Genomic DNA, 16,767 nt, shown 5'->3' with positions numbered 1-16,767 from the left:
GTCTCTGCCAGCCGCGAGAACCCTCACCAAGCTCACCCTCGCCACCGCCCTCGCCCTGACCGGCGGCGCCCTCACCGCCGCGCCGGCCGGCCACGCCGCCGCCCAGGCCGCCCCCCTCGTGCCCCGGACGGCCGGCGTCGCCGCCGCTCAGGCCGCCGGGCCCTACGAACGCGGCCCCGCCCCCACCGACGCGCTCCTGGAAGCCCTCCGCGGCCCGTTCACGACCTCCGAGCAGGCCGTCTCGCCGCTGAGCGTGCGAGGGTTCGGCGGGGGCCGGGTCTACTATCCCGACGACACCAGCCAGGGCACGTTCGGCGCGGTCGCCATCTCACCCGGGTACACCGCCTCGTGGGCCAGCATCTCCTGGCTCGGCCCGCGCATCGCCTCGCACGGGTTCGTGGTGATCGGCATCGACACCCTCACCCGCACCGACCAGCCCGCCAGCCGGGGCCGCCAGCTCCTGGCCGCGCTGGACTACCTGGTGCAGGACAGTCCGGCGGCGGTCCGCAGCCGGATCGACGCCTCCAGGCTCGCCGTCGCGGGCCACTCGATGGGCGGCGGCGGGTCCCTGGAGGCGGCCGAGGACCGTCCGCAGCTCCAGGCGGCGATCCCCCTCGCGCCGTGGAACCTGACCAAGAACTGGTCGGGCGTACGGGTGCCGACCCTGATCATCGGCGCCGAGTACGACACCGTCGCCCCGGTCGCCACCCACTCCCAGCTCTTCTACGAGAGCATCCCCGCCTCGTCGGAGAAGGCGTACCTGGAGCTCAACGGCGCCGGCCACCTGTTCCCGGCGACGGTCGACACCACGACCGGGAAGTACATGGTCGCGTGGCTGAAGCGGTTCGTGGACGACGACACGCGCTACGAGCCGTTCCTCTGCCCGGCGCCCCGTGGCGGCGCGATCGAGGAGTACCGCGACACCTGCCCGCACACCTGACGGACCCCGGATCCCCCGGCGACGGCGCTCGCCGGGGGTCCGGCACGTGCGGGAGCGGCGCGACCGGGCGGCTCAGGACGCGGTACCCGTCCCCGGCTCAGGACGCGGTACGCGTCCCCGGCTCAGGACGCGGAACCCGTCCCCGGCGCGGGCGCGGTGCTCCGGCGCACCACCAGGCTGGTGGGCACGAGGTCGGTGCCCGGCCGGGACGACTGCCCGTCGCGGATCTGGGCCAGGACCTGCCGCACGCACCTCCGCCCCACCTCGGCGAAGTCCTGGTGGACCGTGGTCAGCGGCGGCACGAAGTACGCCGACTCCGGGATGTCGTCGAAGCCGACCACGCTGATCTCGCCCGGCACGTCCCGGCCGCGCTCGTGGAAGGCGCGCAGCAGCCCGAGCGCCATCTGGTCGTTGGCCGCGAACACCGCCGTGCACCCGGGCTCGCCGGCCAGCGCCAGCCCGGCGGCGTAGCCGGACTCGGCCGACCAGTCGCCCGGCAGGGGCTCCGGCACGGGCCGGCCGGCCGACTCCAGCGTGGCCCGCCAGGCGCGGGCGCGGCTCTGGGCGGCGTACGAGGTGTGCGGCCCGGTCACGTGCCAGACGGTGCGGTGGCCCAGGTCGAGCAGGTGGCGCACGGCCCGGCGCGCCCCGTCGGCCTGGTCGGTGTCGACGACGCTGTAGCGGTCGCCGGCGTCGGAGTCCACGACCACGACGTGCACCCCCGGCGGCAGCGTCACGGTGATCGTGTCGAGCAGGTGGATCTCGATGATGACGATGACCGCGTCCACGGCCAGCTCGCCCATCCGGGTGAACGCCCCGAGCACGTTGTCCTGGGTCGGCACGTCGATGGGGATGAGCGTGATGGCGTACCCCTCGGCGGCGGCGTGGGTGGCGATCGCCTCCACCGTGCGGCTGTTGCCGGTCGAGGCCAGGCTGAACAGGATGACGCCGATGGTGTTGAACTGGCCGTACCGCAGCGCGCGGGCGGCGCTGTTGGGCCGGTAGCCCAGCTCGCGCATGGCGGCGAGCACCTGCTCGCGGGTCGCGTCGATGACGCCGGGATGGCCGTTGGAGACCCGCGAGACGGTCTGCGACGACACGCCCGCCAGCTTGGCGACGTCGGCCATGGAGACGCGCTGCTTGCGCCGCCCGCCCGGGATGTCGGACCCGCCGCGCCGGGCGCTCCCGCTGATCGGGGTGCCCGGGCGCTCCGGGCGGGTGTCCCCGCTGCTTGGGGTGCCCGGGCGCTCCGGGTGGGTGTCCCCGCCGCTTGGGGTGCCCGCCTGCTCGCGGCGGGTGTCCCCGCTGTTCGGGGTGCCCGCCTGCTCCCGGTCGTCCCGGTTCACTGCTCCCATGCTGCCCGCCCTTCGTCGCCGGGCGAGGACGCGACCTCGTGCGAAGTCGTGACCTCCCGTACGGCCGTTAACGTCCGGGAAACCTTGACGGCCCGTGTGGGCGGTGCCACGATACCGCACGGACGTTTACGTAAACATCCCCTGCTCGATCTTCTCCGACAACCCCCGGCCGCCTGGGCCGGGGGCTTCGTCGTCCGGACGATGTTTACGTAAACACGACGCGAGGTCGGGGATCCCGGCAGGGAGGAGGAACCGGTGGTCGCAACACCGCGGGCCGGCGCGCCGAGCGGGAGGAGGGCGGCGTCCCCGGGGCGGCGCTCGTGGACGGGCTGGCGGTTCGTGGGGCCGTTCATGGCGGTGTTCGCGCTCGTCTTCCTGGCGCCGATCGCGTACTCGATCTACCTGAGCCTGTTCCGCACCCAGCTCATCGGCGGCACCACGTTCGTCGGCGCCGACAACTACGTCAAGGCGCTGGGCGATCCGCAGTTCTGGTCCGCCTTCGGCAGGGTGGCGCTGTTCCTGGTCGTGCAGGTCCCGATCATGCTGTTCCTGGCGCTGCTGGTGGCGCTCGCGATCGACAGCGGCCGGCTGTACGGGGCGAGCTTCTTCCGCATCTCGGTCTTCCTGCCCTATGCCGTGCCCGCCGTCGTCGCGGCCCTGATGTGGGGCTTCATGTACGGCACCCGGTTCGGCCTCATCGGCAACCTCAACGACGCGCTCGGGGTGTCGCTGCCCGACCCGCTGTCCTCCGACCTGATCCTCGCCTCGATCGGCAACATCGTGACCTGGGAGTTCGTCGGCTACAACATGCTGATCCTGTACTCCGCCCTGCGGGTGGTGAACCCGTCGCTGTACGAGGCGGCGGAGATGGACGGCGCCGGCCAGCTCCGCATCGTCTGGGCGATCAAGCTGCCCGCCCTGCGCGGCGCGCTGCTGATCGCCACGATCTTCTCGATCATCGGCAGCTTCCAGCTCTTCAACGAGCCGGCCATCCTCAGGGACCTGGCGCCGAACGCGATCACGACGTACTTCACGCCGAACTACTACGCCTACTCGCTGTCCTTCCGCGGCCAGCAGTTCAACTACTCGGCGACCGTCGCCATCGTCATGGGCGTGATCACCATGGTCATCGCCTACGTCGTCCAGCTCCGCGGCATGCGCAAGGGGGCCTGACCATGACCGCCACCACCTCCTCCGCCACCGCCGGCCCGCTGGTGATCCGGCGCCGCCCGCGACGCAGCCGGCGCAGCGTCACGCTGACCGTCCTGACCACGATCATGCTGGTCTACACGCTCCTCCCGCTGGCCTGGCTGGTGATCAACGCCACCAAGACCCAGGAGGGGCTGTTCCGCTCGTTCGGCCTGTGGTTCGACGGCGACTTCGCGCTGTTCGGCAACATCGCCGCCACCTTCACCTACGGCGGCGGCATCTTCACCCGCTGGCTGCTCAACACGCTGCTGTACGTGGTCGTCGGCGCGGGCGGCGCGACGCTGCTCGCCACGATCGCCGGCTACGGGCTGGCGAAGTTCGACTTCCCCGGCAAGAAGGCCGTGTTCGCGACCGTCATCGGCGCGGTCGCGGTGCCCGGCACGGCGCTGGCCGTCCCGACGTTCCTCATGTTCTCCACCATGGGCCTGACCGACACGCCGTGGGCGATCGTCATCCCGTCGCTCATCTCGCCGTTCGGCCTCTACCTCATGTGGACCTTCGCCTCCGACGCCGTCCCCGACGAGATCCTCGAATCGGCGCGCGTGGACGGCGCCCGCGAGTTCCAGACGTTCTTCCGCATCAGCCTGCCGCTGCTGGCGCCCGGGATCGTCACGGTCCTGCTGTTCACCGTCGTCGCGACGTGGAACAACTACTTCCTGCCGCTGATCATGCTGAAGGACCCGGCCTGGTACCCGCTCACGGTCGGCCTCAACAGCTGGAACGCCCAGGCGACCACCGCGGGCGGCGAGGTCGTCTTCAACCTGGTGATCACCGGATCGCTGCTCACCATCGTCCCGCTGATCGCGGCGTTCCTGCTGCTCCAGCGGTACTGGCAGTCGGGACTGGCCGCCGGAAGCGTCAAGGGCTAGCCGCCCGCCCCGCGCCCGCCACCCCCGACCTGGCACACCCATGAAAGGGACATCCATGACGACAACCCGCCGCCACGCCCTGCTGCTGGGCGCCGCACTGTCGGTATCGCTGTTCGCCACCGCCTGCGGCTCCTCCGGCGGCACCGGATCCGGGACCGCCGCCGCCACCCAGAGCGCGTCGGCCGACGACCTCCAGGCCGCGCTGGACGCCGGCGGCAGCATCACGGTCTGGGCGTGGGAGCCCACCCTGAAGCAGGTGGTCGCCGACTTCCAGACCAAGTACCCCAAGGTCAAGGTCAACCTGGTCAACGCCGGCACCGGCAACGACCAGTACACGGCCCTGCAGAACGCGGTCAAGGCCGGCTCCGGCCTGCCCGACGTCGCCCAGATCGAGTACTACGCCCTGCCGCAGTTCGCGCTCGGCAAGGCGGTCACCGACCTGACGGCCTTCGGCGCGGACAAGCTCGACGGCACCTTCACCCCCGGCCCGTGGAACTCCGTGCACTCCGGCGGCGGCATCTACGGCCTGCCCATGGACTCCGGCCCGATGGCGCTGTTCTACAACAAGGACGTCTTCGACAAGCACAAGATCGAGGTGCCGAAGACCTGGGAGGAGTACATCGCGGCGGCCAAGAAGCTGCACGAGGCCGACCCGAAGGCGTACATCACCAACGACGTCGGCGACGCCGGCTTCACCACCAGCATGATCTGGCAGGCCGGCGGCAAGCCGTACAAGGTGGACGGCACCAAGGTCGGCATCGACTTCGGCGACGCGGGCACCCAGAAGTTCACCGCGGCCTGGCAGCAGCTCGTCAGCGGCAAGCTGGTCGCGCCCGTCGCCTCGTGGAGCGACGCCTGGTACAAGGGCCTCGGCGACGGCACCATCGCCACGCTGGTGATCGGCGCCTGGATGCCGGCCAACCTGGAGACCGGCGTCAAGGCCGGGGCCGGCAAGTGGCGGGTCGCCCCCATGCCGCAGTGGGAGAGCGGCGGCAAGGCCACCTCCGAGAACGGCGGCAGCTCGCTGGCCATCCCGGAGGGCGCCGCCGACAAGAAGCTCGCCTACGCCTTCCTCAAGTACGCCAACGTGGACGAGGGCGTGCAGGCCCGCGTGGACGGCGGCGCGTTCCCCGCGACCACCGCGCAGCTCAACGCGCCGGAGTTCACGGACAAGAAGTTCCCGTACTTCGGCGACCAGCAGGTCAACCAGGTCCTCGCCGAGTCGGCGGGCCAGGTCGTCAGCGGCTGGTCCTACCTGCCGTACCAGGTCTACGCCAACAGCGTCTTCAACGACACCGTCGGCAAGGCGTACATCAGCGGCACCACGCTGCAGGACGGCCTGAAGGCGTGGCAGGACGCCTCCGTCAAGTACGGCCAGGAGCAGGGGTTCACCATGCAGTAGCCCCCGGGGGAGCGCGAAGGCCGGTCGCGGACCGTGAGATCCGCGACCGGCCTTCGGCGTCCCGGTCGGCGACCGGCCGGTCAGGAGGGGCGGCGCAGCACGCACACCTGGCGCGGCCCCAGGGTGAGGTCCGCCGCCAGGCAGGGCCCCCGGAGCACCTCGCCGGCCACGCCGTCCACCACGACGGCGCGGTCGGTGCGGTTGACGAGGAACCAGTAGTCGGCCTCGCCGTCGGTGCGGACCGCCAGCTCCACCGCTCCGGCCACGGCGGCCGGCAGCTCGGAGCGCACCCCGCTGGTCGCGAGGAGGTGCGCCAGCACCGGGGCCAGGCCCTCGGGGCCGAGCCGGGTCGAGACGTACGAGGCCGAGCCGGTGCCCACGGGGCGGGTCGTGACCGCGGGCCGGCCCGCGTGGTCGCCGGAGGTGTAGGCGGCCACGACCTTGACCCCGGAGTCGGTGACGTCGATCCGGTCGCTCCACAGCGTGCCGGAGACGCCCAGGTCGAGGTCCACCCGCTCGTCGTCGAGCAGCGGGCCGAACTCCTCGATCCGGATGCCCAGCAGGTCGCGCAGCGCGCCGGGGTAGCCGCCCAGCCACACGTGGTCGTTCTCGTCCACGACGCCGGAGAAGTACGTGGTCACCAGGTGGCCGCCGCCCGCCACGTACGCCTCCAGCCGGCCGGCCAGCTCCCGCGGCACGACGTGCAGGATCGGCGCCACCAGCAGGTCGTAGCCGGTGAACGCGTCGGCCGAGCCGATCACGTCCACGCGCACCCCGGCCGCGGCGAACGCGGAGTACCAGTCGAGCGCCTCCTGCCGGTAGCGCAGCCGGGACGAGGGGTGGGAGTCCAGCTCGCCGGCCCACCACGAGTCCCAGTCGAACACGATCGCCGCGGCGGCGGGGCGCCGGCGCGTCCCCGCGACAGGGGCGAGCGCCTCCAGGGTCGCGCCGAGCTCGGCGACCGAGCGGAAGACCTCGCTGTCGGTGCCGGCGTGCGGGATCATCGCCGAGTGGTACTGCTCGGCCCCTCCCGCCGACTGCCGCCACTGGAAGAAGCACACGGCGTCCGCCCCGTACGCGACGTGGGTGAGCGAGTCGCGGGCCATGCCGCCGGGCCGCTTGGCCTTGTTGACCGGCTGCCAGTTCACCGCGCTGGTGGAGTGCTCCATGAGGAACCAGGGGCGCCCCCCGGCCAGCATGCCGGTCAGGTTGGCCGAGAACGACAGCTCGTCCTGCGCCTGCGGGCCGGTCAGCAGGTAGTGGTCGTTGGAGACGAAGTCCACCTCGCGCGCCCAGGCGGCGTAGTCCATGCCCTTGGTCTCGCCCATGACCATGAAGTTGCTGGTGACCGGGATGCCGGGGGTGAGCTCGGCCAGCAGGTCCCGTTCGGCCCGCAGGTGGTCGCGCAGCGCGTCGGAGGAGAAGCGCCTGAAGTCGAGCTGCTGGGTCGGGTTGGGGTAGGAGGCGGCCAGGCGCGGCGGCAGCACCTCCTCCCAGGCGCCGTACGCCTGCGACCAGAACGAGGTGGCCCACGCCCGGTTCAGCTCCTCGACCGTGCCGTACCGCTCGCGCAGCCAGGCCCGGAACGCCGCGGCGGCGTCGTCGGAGTAGTCGTGGACGTTGTGGCAGCCCAGCTCGTTGTTCACGTGCCAGGCGGCCAGGGCCGGGTGGCTCCCGTACCGCTCGGCCATGGCGCGGACCAGGCGCAGGGCGTGCTCCCGGAAGACCGGCGAGGTGGGGCGCCAGTGCTGGCGCGCGCCGGGCCACAGGGTGCGGCCGTCGTGGTCGACGGGCAGGATCTCCGGGTGCCGGGCGGTCAGCCACGGCGGCGGGGACGCGGTCGCGGTCGCGAGGTCCACGGCGACGCCGTTGGCGTGCAGGAGGTCCATGACCTCGTCCAGCCAGCCGAAGGTCCACGTGTCCGCGCGCGGCTGCAGGCGCGCCCAGGAGAAGATCGCCAGCGAGACGATGTTCACCCCGGCGGCGCGCATCGCCCGGACGTCCTCCTCCCACACCTCCCGGCCCCACTGCTCGGGGTTGTAGTCCGCGCCGAAGGCCAGCCGCCCCCGGCCGGGGTCCGTGGGCCAGCGAAGCCAGCGAGGCTGCCGATGAGCTGTCACTACCACTCCTCACAGGGAGACCGGCCCTCACAGGGAGACCGAGCGATGTTCACGTGAACATGTTTACGTAAACATGCGTCGGCGGCAACCCGGGAACGCGGCGCGGGCGGCCGCTCCCCGTGGGAGCGCCGCCCGCGACCGGCCCCTGGGCCGCCTGAAGGCAGGCCGCTACTTGCCGACGCCCTCCGTGAGCCCGCGCAGGAACTGCCGCTGCCCGATCAGGAACAGCAGGATCGTCGGCAGGGCCGCGATGGTCAGGCCCGCCAGCACCACCGGCCAGTCCGTCAGCAGCCGGCTCTGCATCGACACCAGGCCCACCGGCAGTGTCTTCAGCGACTCGTCGCTGACGAACACCAGCGCGAACGCGAACTCGTTCCACGCGAACAGCGCCTGCAGCAGCGCCGCCGACACCAGGATCGGCCGGCTCATCGGCAGGATGACGCGCCAGAAGATCTGCGCCCGCGACGCCCCGTCGATGGTGGCCGCCTCGTCCACGGAGCGCGGCAGCTCGATCATGTACGCCCGGATCAGGAAGATCGTGAACGGGATGCGGAACGCCGTGTAGAGCACGATCAGTGCCCAGTACGTGTCGAACAGCCCGATCGCGGTCAGCAGCCGGAACAGCGGGATGAGCGCCACCGTCGGCGACAGCAGCAACCCGCCCAGCACCAGCAGCGCCACCCCGTTGCCGAAGGGCAGCTTCAGCCGGCACAGCCCGTACGCCGCCCACGCGCTGATCAGCGTGGTGGCCACGATCGAGGCCGAGGTCACGATGACGCTGTTGGTGAAGTAGCGGACCACGCCGAGGTCCCAGGCGCGGGCGTAGTTCTCCCAGCGCAGCTCGCCGGGCAGCCCCCACGGCTGGTTGAAGACCTCCTGGTTGTCCTTGAACCCGCTGAGCACCATCCACAGCACCGGGTACAGCACGGCCACGGCGAACGCGCCGAGCAGGGTCCAGCCGAGCACCCGGCCCACCACCGAGCGGAAGCTCACGGTGGCGCGGGGCCGGTGCTTGGCGGTGGTCCGGCGGTCGACCCCGGAGTCCAGCGCGATCACGAGTCATACCTCCGGCGTCGGGAGAGGGCCAGTTGCCCGGCCGCGATGGCGAACGTGATGACGAAGATCACCGTGGCCACGGACGCGGCGTACCCCATGTCGTCCTCGAAGAAGGCCTTGCGGTACAGCCAGGTGCCGAGGACCTGGCTGGAGTTGTCCGGGCCGCCGGCCGTCATCACCATGACCTCGTTGAAGACCAGGAACGCCCCCGAGATCGTCAGGATGACGATCAGCGTGGTCATCTCGCGCACCATCGGCAGCGTGATGGAGAAGAACGTGCGCACCGCGCCGCTGCCGTCCACCTTGGCCGCCTCGTAGTACTCGCGGGGGATGCGCTGCATGGCCACCACGAACAGCACGGCGGTGTAGCCGACCGACTGCCACTGGCTCATCGCGATGACGCTCCAGATGGCCGACGACTCCTCGCCGAGCCAGGCGCGGGCGAGGTGGCCGAGGCCGACGGCCTGCAGCGCCTCGTTCACCAGCCCGTACCGGGGGTTGTAGAGGAAGGAGAACAGGACGCCCGCGACGGTGATCGACATGGCCGCCGGGATGAAGTACAGCGTCCGGAGCAGTCCGCGCAGCCGCTTGCCGACGAGCTCCTCCAGCAGCGCCGCGAGCACCAGCGACAGGCCGGCCTGGAAGACCAGGGAGACGACGGCGTAGGCGACGTTGTTGAGCAGGGCCCGCCAGAACACCGGGTCGGTGAACATCTCCGTGTAGTTGTCCACGCCCACGAACCGGGGCTCGGGCGAGAAGGCGTTCCAGGAGAAGAAGCTCAGCCGCAGGTTGTCCACGATCGGGTAGTAGACGAACACCAGCAGCAGGGCGACGGCGGGCAGCACCCAGACCCAGGCGCGCCAGCGGGTCAGCAAGGCGCCCATGGCATCAACCCACTTCCTTCTTCGCCTTCGCGGCCGCCGCGCGGACGCCGGTCATGACCTGCTCGGGGCTCTTGGAGCCGGACAGCATGCCCTCGACGCCGGACAGGTACGCGCTGGCGACCTCGGCGTGGGTGATGGTGTCCAGCCAGATCGCGAAATTTCCGGCCTTGTCCATGTCGGCCAGGGCGTCCGTGAGCTGCTTGTTCGCGTTGGCCGCGCTCGCCGACCCCTTGACCGGGCTGAGCCAGCCGAGGTCCTTGGTCAGCGCCGCCGCGTTCTGCTGGCTGGTCATGAACTTCAGGAAGTCCACCGCCAGCCCGGCGTTCTTGCTCTGGGCGTTGACCAGGAACCCGTCGGGCGCGCCCGTGAGCGCCGAGGGGTCGCCGGCGGCGCCGGACGGCGCGGGCAGCCGGAAGAAGCCCCAGTCGAGCGGCGGCTTGGCCTTGTCGACCGCCTCGAACTCGACCGACTCCAGGTAGTGCATGCCGGCCTTGCCGGACAGGAACTGCGCCTGCGCGGTCTCGTGCGACAGGCCGTTGGCGTCCTTGGTGCCGCAGCGGCCCACCAGATCGGAGAACTGCTTCAGCGCCGTGACGTAGCCGGGGTCGGTGAACGCCCCGGTCGCCGGGGTGTAGTCGGCGGTCAGCGTCTTGGCCGGCACGTCGTAGGCGTTGAGCTGGGTGATGTAGTGGATGGCGGCCCAGCCGTACTGGTTGCCGAACGCGATCGGCTGCACGCCCGCGGCCTTCAGCTTGTCGCAGGCCGTCAGCAGGTCCTCGAACGAGGCCGGCACCGTGACGCCCGCCTTGTCGAAGACGGCCTTGTTGTAGGCGAGGTACTTGCCGTCGAGGTCGAGCGGCATGCCGTAGTTCTTGCCGCCGTACTCGAACGCCTTGAGCGCCGCCGGCGCGAACGTCGAGCCCCACGGCGTGCTGGGCCCGATGACGCTCGTCAGGTCGGCCGCCAGGCCCGCCCGCACGAACTTGTTGGCGAAGTCGCCCGCCCACGAGAAGTAGATGTCGGGCAGGTCGCGCGAGGCGCTCAGCACCCGGATCTTGTCCTTGTACGCCTGGTCGCCGACCTGCTCCAGCTTGATGTCGACCTTCGGGTTGGCCTTCTCGTACTCGGCCACCACCTTCTCGAAGTACGGCGCGTACTCGGGGTTGGCGAACTTCGTCACCATCGTCAGCGTGCCGGACTTCTCCTTGGGCGCGGCCAGGTCGGCCTTGCCGGGCGTCGCGCTCGTCCCGCCACCGCCGCAGCCTGCCGCGGCGACGATGAGGGTGGCCAGGGAGAGCGCGCTCCAGCGGTGCTTGTTCATGCTGACTCCTTGCTGTTGGGCAGGACCGCCGCGGGGGCGTCACGGGGGGTGGCGAGGGTGGCGTCGAGGGGGGCCTCGTGCCCGAAGGCCCCGTAGGAGGCGCAGGCCGCGGACGCGTAGGCCGTGGCGGCGGCGGCGAGGTCCGGCAGGTCCTCGCCGCGGACGGCGCCGACGAGCAGGCGGGCGATGAACGCGTCTCCCGCTCCCAGGGTGTCCACCACGGTAACCGGCTCCGCGGGTGCCCAGGCCGTCTCGTCGCCGCTGATCAGCACGGCCCCCTGGGAGCCGAGCGTCACCGCGACGGTCGAGGGACCCAGGTCCCGCACCCGGCGGGCCAGCGCGTGCGCCTCGTCGCGCGCGCCGGACGGTGCCGACAGGATCGCGATGCCGGCGTGGCGGGCGTGTGCCTCGACGTACTCCCAGGGGCGCTCGGAGAAGTCGAACGACAGCAGCCGCGCGGCCGTGGCCAGCTCGGGAAGCTGGTCCTCCAGTAAAGAGCACTCGCCGGTGTGGACCACGTCGGCCTCGGCCAGCCGGTCGAGGTCGGCGGCGGTGAGGCGGAAGCGGGACACGCCCTCCTGACCGCCGGTGAACTTGCGCTCACCGGCGACGAGGCGGACGGTCGCGGAGGCGTTCGGTCCCTCGACGACGCGCAGCAGCGACAGGTCCACGCCCTCGCCGGCGAGCGCGGCGCGCACCACCCGGCCCGCCGCGTCGGTGCCCACGGCGCCCAGGTAGCCTGATGCGGCGCCGAGCCTGCGGGCATGGACGGCGACGTTGACGGCGTTCCCGCCGGGATACATGACGCCGAGGTCGGGGTAGCAGTCGACGACGTTGTCGCCGACGGCAACCAGGCGTGGGTTCACACGGGCTCCTGTGACTGGGAAGGTTCTCACTCACTTGGGTGAGAACGTTCTCAATCTGTGGGACCCATGTCAAGAGTTGCCGCCGAATCCGCTACGGTGGCCCGTTGATCACCCCTTTCGTTCTTCCCGAGGGGGGATGATGTCCAGGACACGACCAAGCAGCACCGGGGGTGCGCATGAGCGGCAGCGTCCGGCGGACGACCATGCCGTCGATCGAGATCGTCGCCAAGGAGGCGGGCGTCTCCACCGCGACGGCCGGCCGGGCCCTCGGCGGCTACGGCTCGGTGAGCAGGAAGAGCCGCGAGGCCGTCCTGGCCGCCGCCGAACGCCTCGGCTACCGGCCCAACAGCCTGGCCCGCAGCATGATCACGGGGCTGACGCACACGCTCGGCGTGCTCGTGCCCGACATCGAGAACCCGTTCTTCTCGCGCGCCCTGCGCGGCATCGCCGACGCCGCCCACGAGCGCGGCTGGGAGGTGCTGCTCGTCAACACCGACGAGGACCTCGCGCTCGAACGCAAGGCGCTGAGCGTGCTCACCGAGCGCCGCGTCGACGGCCTCGTCGTGGCCCCGACGGACGTCGCCGACCGTGACGCGCTGCAGGCCGTCGTGGACGCCGGCATCCCGGTCGTGCTGCTCGACCGGCGGGTGCCCGGCCTCGAAGCCGACACGGTCGGCATCGACAACCGGGCCGCCGCCAAGGACGCCACCGAGCGGCTGCTGAAACTCGGGCACCGGTCGGTCGCCTTACTGACCGGCGGCGATGAGAAGCTCCGTCCCAAGCTGTCCCGTCCCGGCCTGCGGGGGGTGGAGCGGCTGGCGGCCACCACGGTCGGCGCGCGCGCCGCCGGCTACCGCGACGCGCTGGTGGAGGCGGGGATCGAGCCCCGGCCGGAGCTGGTGAGCGCCGAGGGCTTCCGCCGGGAGGACGCGGCCGCCGCCACCCGGCGCCTGCTCGCGCTGCCGGACCCGCCGACGGCGATCCTCGCCCTGGACAGCCTCCTGGCGCTGGGGGTGCTCCAGGCGCTGCGCGGGCTCGGGCTGCGCTGCCCGGTGGACGTGTCGCTGGTGGCCTTCGACGACGCCGACTGGGCCGAGGCGATCTCGCCGCCGCTGAGCGTGGTGGCGCAGCCGATCTACGAGCTGGGGGCGGAGGCGGGGCGGCTGCTCCTCGACCGCGTCCAGGGGAGCGACAAGCGCTTCACCCACCGGCGGCTTCCGACGCGCTTCATCGAGCGGGAGTCGGCCACTTCTCGATGATCTTCAGTTACGGCTGAGCCCCGCCGGCGCCAGTCGCCGTACGGGGCTGAGGGCCTCCAGGGAGACGGCCGCTGACCCCGCACGGGGCCGGGCGCCGTCACGCGCGCCTCCTCGGCCGTCGCCGAGCGCCCCGGGTCAGGGCAGCAGGCCGGCCGCCGCGTGCGGCCGTACCGGGGTCAGCCAGTGCCGGTAGCGGGAGTCGCGGCCGTGCACGGCCTCCGCGTAGGCGGCGGCCAGCGCGCTCGTCACCGGCCCCGGCGCGGCCAGGTCGCGCCCGTCGATCGAGCGCACCGGCACCACTCCGGCGGCCGTGCCGCACAGGAACACCTCGTCGGCGCCGTAGAGGTCGGAACGCATCACGTCGCGCCTCGTCACCGGCATGCCGAGGTCGGCGGCCAGCTGCTCGACGGTGTCCTGCGTGATGCCCTCCAGCGCCCCGGCGCTCGCCTGCGGGGTGCTCACCCGTCCCTCGCGGACCACGAACAGGTTGGCGGCGGTGCACTCGCTGACCTGGCCGGCCGCGTTCAGCAGCACCGCCTCGTCGTAGCCGCCCTCGACCGCCTCGGCCTTGGCCAGCACCGAGTTGAGGTAGGGGCCCGTCGCCTTGGCGGCCGTCGGCACGGCCGCCTGGTCGTTGCGCCGCCACGAGCTGGTCATCAGCCGCAGGCCGGCGGCCGGCGCCGCCCACTCCCACGTCGCGATCGACACCACGATGGGGTTGGCGCGCGCGGCCAGGCCCAGCTCGCCGTAGCCGCGGTGCACGAGGTGGCGGATGTAGCAGGCGCGGTGGCCGTTGGCGGCGACGGTCTCCAGCGTGGCCGCCTCCAGCTCCTCCAGCTCGTACGGCACCCGCATCCCGACGATCCGGGCGCTGCGGTAGAGCCGTTCGAGGTGCTCGCGCAGCCGGAAGACCGCCGGCCCGGCACCGGTGTCGAACGCCCGCGTGCCCTCCAGCACTCCCGTGCCGTAGTGCAGCGCGTGCGAGAGCACGTGCACCCGGGCCTCGCCCCACGGGACGAGCGTCCCGTCCATCCAGATGCGGCCTGTCTCCATGGATGCCACCTCCTCAAGTGGCTCAGCACGGTACGCCACTGATCGGCAAAGTGGCAAGCTACTATGGGCCTCATGGAACCGCTCGTCACGCTGGTCATCGACCGGATCCGGCTGCACCAGGGGCCGCCGAGCCGTCGCCTGGCGGGTGCGCTGGCCGACCTCGCCCAGACCGGCGCCCTCGCGCCCGGCGAGCGGCTGCCGTCGGAGCGGGAGCTGGCCCAGGCCGTCGGCATGAGCCGGGGCACGGTGGCGGCCGCGTTCAACGCCCTGTGCGAGGAGGGGCTGTGCGAGCGCCGCCACGGCAGCGGCACCTACGTCACCCGGACGGGATCCATGGCCGGGCTGCTCACCGACGCCGTCCTGCCCGCCCACCTGTCGACCTCCGTCGTGCCCGACCCCTCCCACCTGGCGATGCCGCCGCTCGATCCGGCCACGCTGCTGCGCAGCCCGAGCGGCCACGGCTACGACGCCATGGGCGACCCGCGCCTGCGCGCCCTGCTCGGCTCCGGTGACGCCGCGGCGGCGGACGGGTCCGTGCTGATCACCGGAGGGGCGCAGCAGGGCATCGACCTGACCGCGCGCACGCTGCTGCGGCCGGGGGAGCGCGTGCTCGTCGGCGACCCCACGTACGTCGGGGCGTTGGCGGCGTTCCGCCGAGCCGGGGCGCACGCCGTCCCCGTGGACCTCACCGACCCCGGCGCCGCCGAGGCCGCCTTCGCCCGCCATGGCCCGGCCGCCGTCTACGTGGCGGGCGTCGGCAACCCGACGGGAGCCGTGCCCGACCTGCGGCACGTCGCCGAGCTGGCGAGGGCCGCCGGAGTGCCCCTGGTCGAGGATCGAGCCCTGGCCGGCCTCGTCCACGACGGCGCCGCGCCGCCCGAGCCGCTGTCGCGGCTGCACCCGCACGGCACCGTGACGGTGGGCTCCCTGTCCAAGGTGCTGTGGGGCGGCCTGCGGATCGGCTGGCTGACGGCTCCCGAGGCGCTGCTGTCCCGGATCACCGAGGTCAAGCTGGACTCCGACCTGGCCACCAGCGCCGTGGCGCAGCGGCTGGCCGCCGAACTGCTGGAACACAACCCCGTCGGCCCGTGGGTGGACGAGCTGACCCGCCGCCGCGACCGCTTCACCGCCGTCCTGGCCGACCGGCTGCCCGACTGGACCTGGACCCGGCCCGCCGGGGGCCTGTCGGTGTGGGTACGCCTGCCGGGCGCCGACGGCGACAGGTTCGCGGCGCTGGCCCGCGAGGAGGGGGTGGCGGTCGCGCCCGGCTCGCTGTTCTCGGCGGACGGCCGCCATCGCGACCACCTGCGCCTCAGCTTCGCCCTGCCGGCGCCGGTGGCCGACCAGGCCGTGGCGGCGCTCGCGCGCGCCTGGGCCCGAGTGAGCTGACCTCGACGCGACGGCGGGGCCAGGCGTCGGCCTCCCTCCCCGTCCGCTGCGGGACCCGGGACCGGGATCAGCCGCGCAGCAGTGGCCGGCCGGGGAGCTTGACCTTGGCCTTCATCAGGCTGGGCGCGCCGTTGCCGCCGATGTTGACGAAGTAGAGCGTCCTGCCGTCGAAGGCCATGCTGGCCGGGCTGTCCAGTTCGTCGGCGAGGAGCTCCACGCCGCCGCCGGTGCGGATGACGGCGAGCGTGTTGCCGGTGAAGCTGGAGACGTAGAGCTGCCCCCGTACGTCGAAGGCCACGCCGTCGGCGCCGGCCAGCTCGGCGTCCTTGACGTGGACGGCCGGCACGCCGGCCTGACCGCCCCTGCCGTAGGGGATGCGGACGATCTGCGCCTGATCGGAGACGGCGACGTAGAACGCGCCCGAGCGCCAGGCGACGCCGTTCGCTCCCACACCGTCCGCGCCGGGGGCCAGCAGCGGCGACTTCACCCAGACCGCGGCCTTGCCGTCGGCCACCCGGTAGATCACGCCGTGCGTGGAGTCGGTGACGTAGAGAGCGCCGTCGGGCCCGAAGGCCAGCGCGTTGGCGAAGCCGACCGGCAGCGCGGCGTGCAGCTGCGCGTCGCCGTCCGGGGTGATCCGCCAGACGCCGTTGGTGGCGGCCTGACCGGAGTTGAGCAGGGCGTAGACGGTGCCGCGCCGGTCGGTGGCGAGGCCGTTCAGCCGCCCTTCGCCGATGGGCAGGGCGGCCAGCAGGCTGTCGGCGCCCGTGGCGTCGACCTTCCTGATCTCGCCCTTGGACAGCAGCCCGACGTAGACCGTGCCGTCCGGCGCGACGGTGACGCCCTCGGTGAGATCGGCGTAGGGCCGCACGACGACCGGGTGGAGCCCGGCGGCCTGAGCGGGCGTGGCGATCAGCGTCAACAGCGCGATCGCGGCGAGGAGGAGGGGGATGCGCTTCATGGGTGTGATCATGTCGTCGCCGGCTCGCCATTGTGTCACCGGAACTTCCGCGAATCGTCACGTGGGAATCTCCCGGCATCCTG

At 72.3% G+C, this 16,767-nt stretch carries 14 protein-coding genes; 6 read left to right on the top strand and 8 right to left on the bottom strand.

Translation table 11 applies throughout. From position 1 onward, the window contains the following. Positions 1–55 precede the first annotated feature (55 nt). The gene (locus HT134_RS28645; RefSeq protein WP_175603806.1) at positions 56–940 is read left to right on the top strand and encodes an alpha/beta hydrolase family protein; all 885 of its coding nucleotides are present in this window, start codon (positions 56–58) and stop codon (positions 938–940) included. Positions 941–1,062: 122 nt separating this feature from the next. Here the strand turns inward: HT134_RS28645 and HT134_RS28640 are convergent, their stop codons facing one another. After that, positions 1,063–2,295, bottom strand: a complete 1,233-nt coding sequence (locus HT134_RS28640) for a LacI family DNA-binding transcriptional regulator (RefSeq protein ID WP_246365696.1) — start codon at positions 2,293–2,295, stop codon at positions 1,063–1,065. 255 nt (positions 2,296–2,550) lie between these two features. Here HT134_RS28640 and HT134_RS28635 point away from each other — a divergent pair, with 255 nt between their 5' ends. Genes HT134_RS28635 through HT134_RS28625 form a run of 3 tightly spaced genes read left to right on the top strand, consistent with a single transcriptional unit; the run spans position 2,551 to position 5,775 of the window. Continuing rightward, positions 2,551–3,468, top strand: a complete 918-nt coding sequence (locus HT134_RS28635; protein WP_312888508.1) for a carbohydrate ABC transporter permease — start codon at positions 2,551–2,553, stop codon at positions 3,466–3,468. Positions 3,469–3,470: 2 nt separating this feature from the next. Next, positions 3,471–4,373, top strand: a complete 903-nt coding sequence (locus HT134_RS28630; protein WP_175603576.1) for a carbohydrate ABC transporter permease — start codon at positions 3,471–3,473, stop codon at positions 4,371–4,373. A gap of 55 nt (positions 4,374–4,428) precedes the next feature. Next, a complete protein-coding gene (locus HT134_RS28625) occupies positions 4,429–5,775 on the top strand; it encodes an ABC transporter substrate-binding protein (RefSeq protein ID WP_175603575.1) in 1,347 nt (448 codons plus the stop codon). A gap of 80 nt (positions 5,776–5,855) precedes the next feature. Here the strand turns inward: HT134_RS28625 and HT134_RS28620 are convergent, their stop codons facing one another. From HT134_RS28620 to HT134_RS28600, 5 genes are all read right to left on the bottom strand, one after another. Further along, entirely contained in the window at positions 5,856–7,895 is a 2,040-nt protein-coding gene (locus tag HT134_RS28620; protein ID WP_175603574.1) for a beta-galactosidase, read from the bottom strand. Between the two features lie 168 nt (positions 7,896–8,063). Beyond that, positions 8,064–8,951, bottom strand: coding sequence for a carbohydrate ABC transporter permease (locus HT134_RS28615; protein WP_217708503.1), 888 nt, complete (start codon positions 8,949–8,951; stop codon positions 8,064–8,066). After that, positions 8,948–9,835 (bottom strand): carbohydrate ABC transporter permease, encoded by an 888-nt coding sequence (locus HT134_RS28610; protein WP_175603573.1) that lies wholly within the window; start codon positions 9,833–9,835, stop codon positions 8,948–8,950. Before HT134_RS28610 ends, HT134_RS28615 begins: the two co-directional genes overlap by 4 nt. Before the next feature lie 4 nt (positions 9,836–9,839). Beyond that, entirely contained in the window at positions 9,840–11,156 is a 1,317-nt protein-coding gene (locus HT134_RS28605) for an ABC transporter substrate-binding protein (RefSeq protein WP_175603572.1), read from the bottom strand. Beyond that, on the bottom strand, positions 11,153–12,022 hold the full coding sequence (locus HT134_RS28600; protein ID WP_175603571.1) for a PfkB family carbohydrate kinase: 870 nt from the start codon (positions 12,020–12,022) through the stop codon (positions 11,153–11,155). The genes HT134_RS28605 and HT134_RS28600 overlap by 4 nt, the downstream gene beginning before the upstream one ends. 176 nt (positions 12,023–12,198) lie before the next feature. Between HT134_RS28600 and HT134_RS28595 the strand changes: the two genes are divergently transcribed. Continuing rightward, on the top strand, positions 12,199–13,281 hold the full coding sequence (locus HT134_RS28595; RefSeq protein ID WP_175603570.1) for a LacI family DNA-binding transcriptional regulator: 1,083 nt from the start codon (positions 12,199–12,201) through the stop codon (positions 13,279–13,281). Between the two features lie 135 nt (positions 13,282–13,416). On the opposite strand, the gene HT134_RS28590 is transcribed toward HT134_RS28595, so the two are convergent. Further along, positions 13,417–14,334 carry a branched-chain amino acid transaminase gene (locus HT134_RS28590; protein WP_175603569.1) on the bottom strand — a complete coding sequence of 306 codons (918 nt, stop codon included), beginning with the start codon at positions 14,332–14,334 and terminating at the stop codon, positions 13,417–13,419. 72 nt (positions 14,335–14,406) lie between these two features. On the opposite strand from HT134_RS28590, the gene HT134_RS28585 reads away from it, so the two are divergent. Beyond that, a complete protein-coding gene (locus tag HT134_RS28585) occupies positions 14,407–15,723 on the top strand; it encodes an aminotransferase-like domain-containing protein (protein WP_246365694.1) in 1,317 nt (438 codons plus the stop codon). Between the two features lie 67 nt (positions 15,724–15,790). Here the strand turns inward: HT134_RS28585 and HT134_RS28580 are convergent, their stop codons facing one another. Beyond that, complete coding sequence (locus tag HT134_RS28580; RefSeq protein ID WP_175603567.1) at positions 15,791–16,684, bottom strand: SMP-30/gluconolactonase/LRE family protein; 894 nt, start codon at positions 16,682–16,684, stop codon at positions 15,791–15,793. Positions 16,685–16,767: the final 83 nt, after the last annotated feature.

Source organism: Nonomuraea rhodomycinica (assembly GCF_013363995.1).
Classification (GTDB): Bacteria; Actinomycetota; Actinomycetes; order Streptosporangiales; family Streptosporangiaceae; genus Nonomuraea; species Nonomuraea rhodomycinica.
The sequence above is the reverse complement of the archived record's forward strand: the minus strand, read 5'-3'. Positions and strand labels throughout refer to the sequence as shown.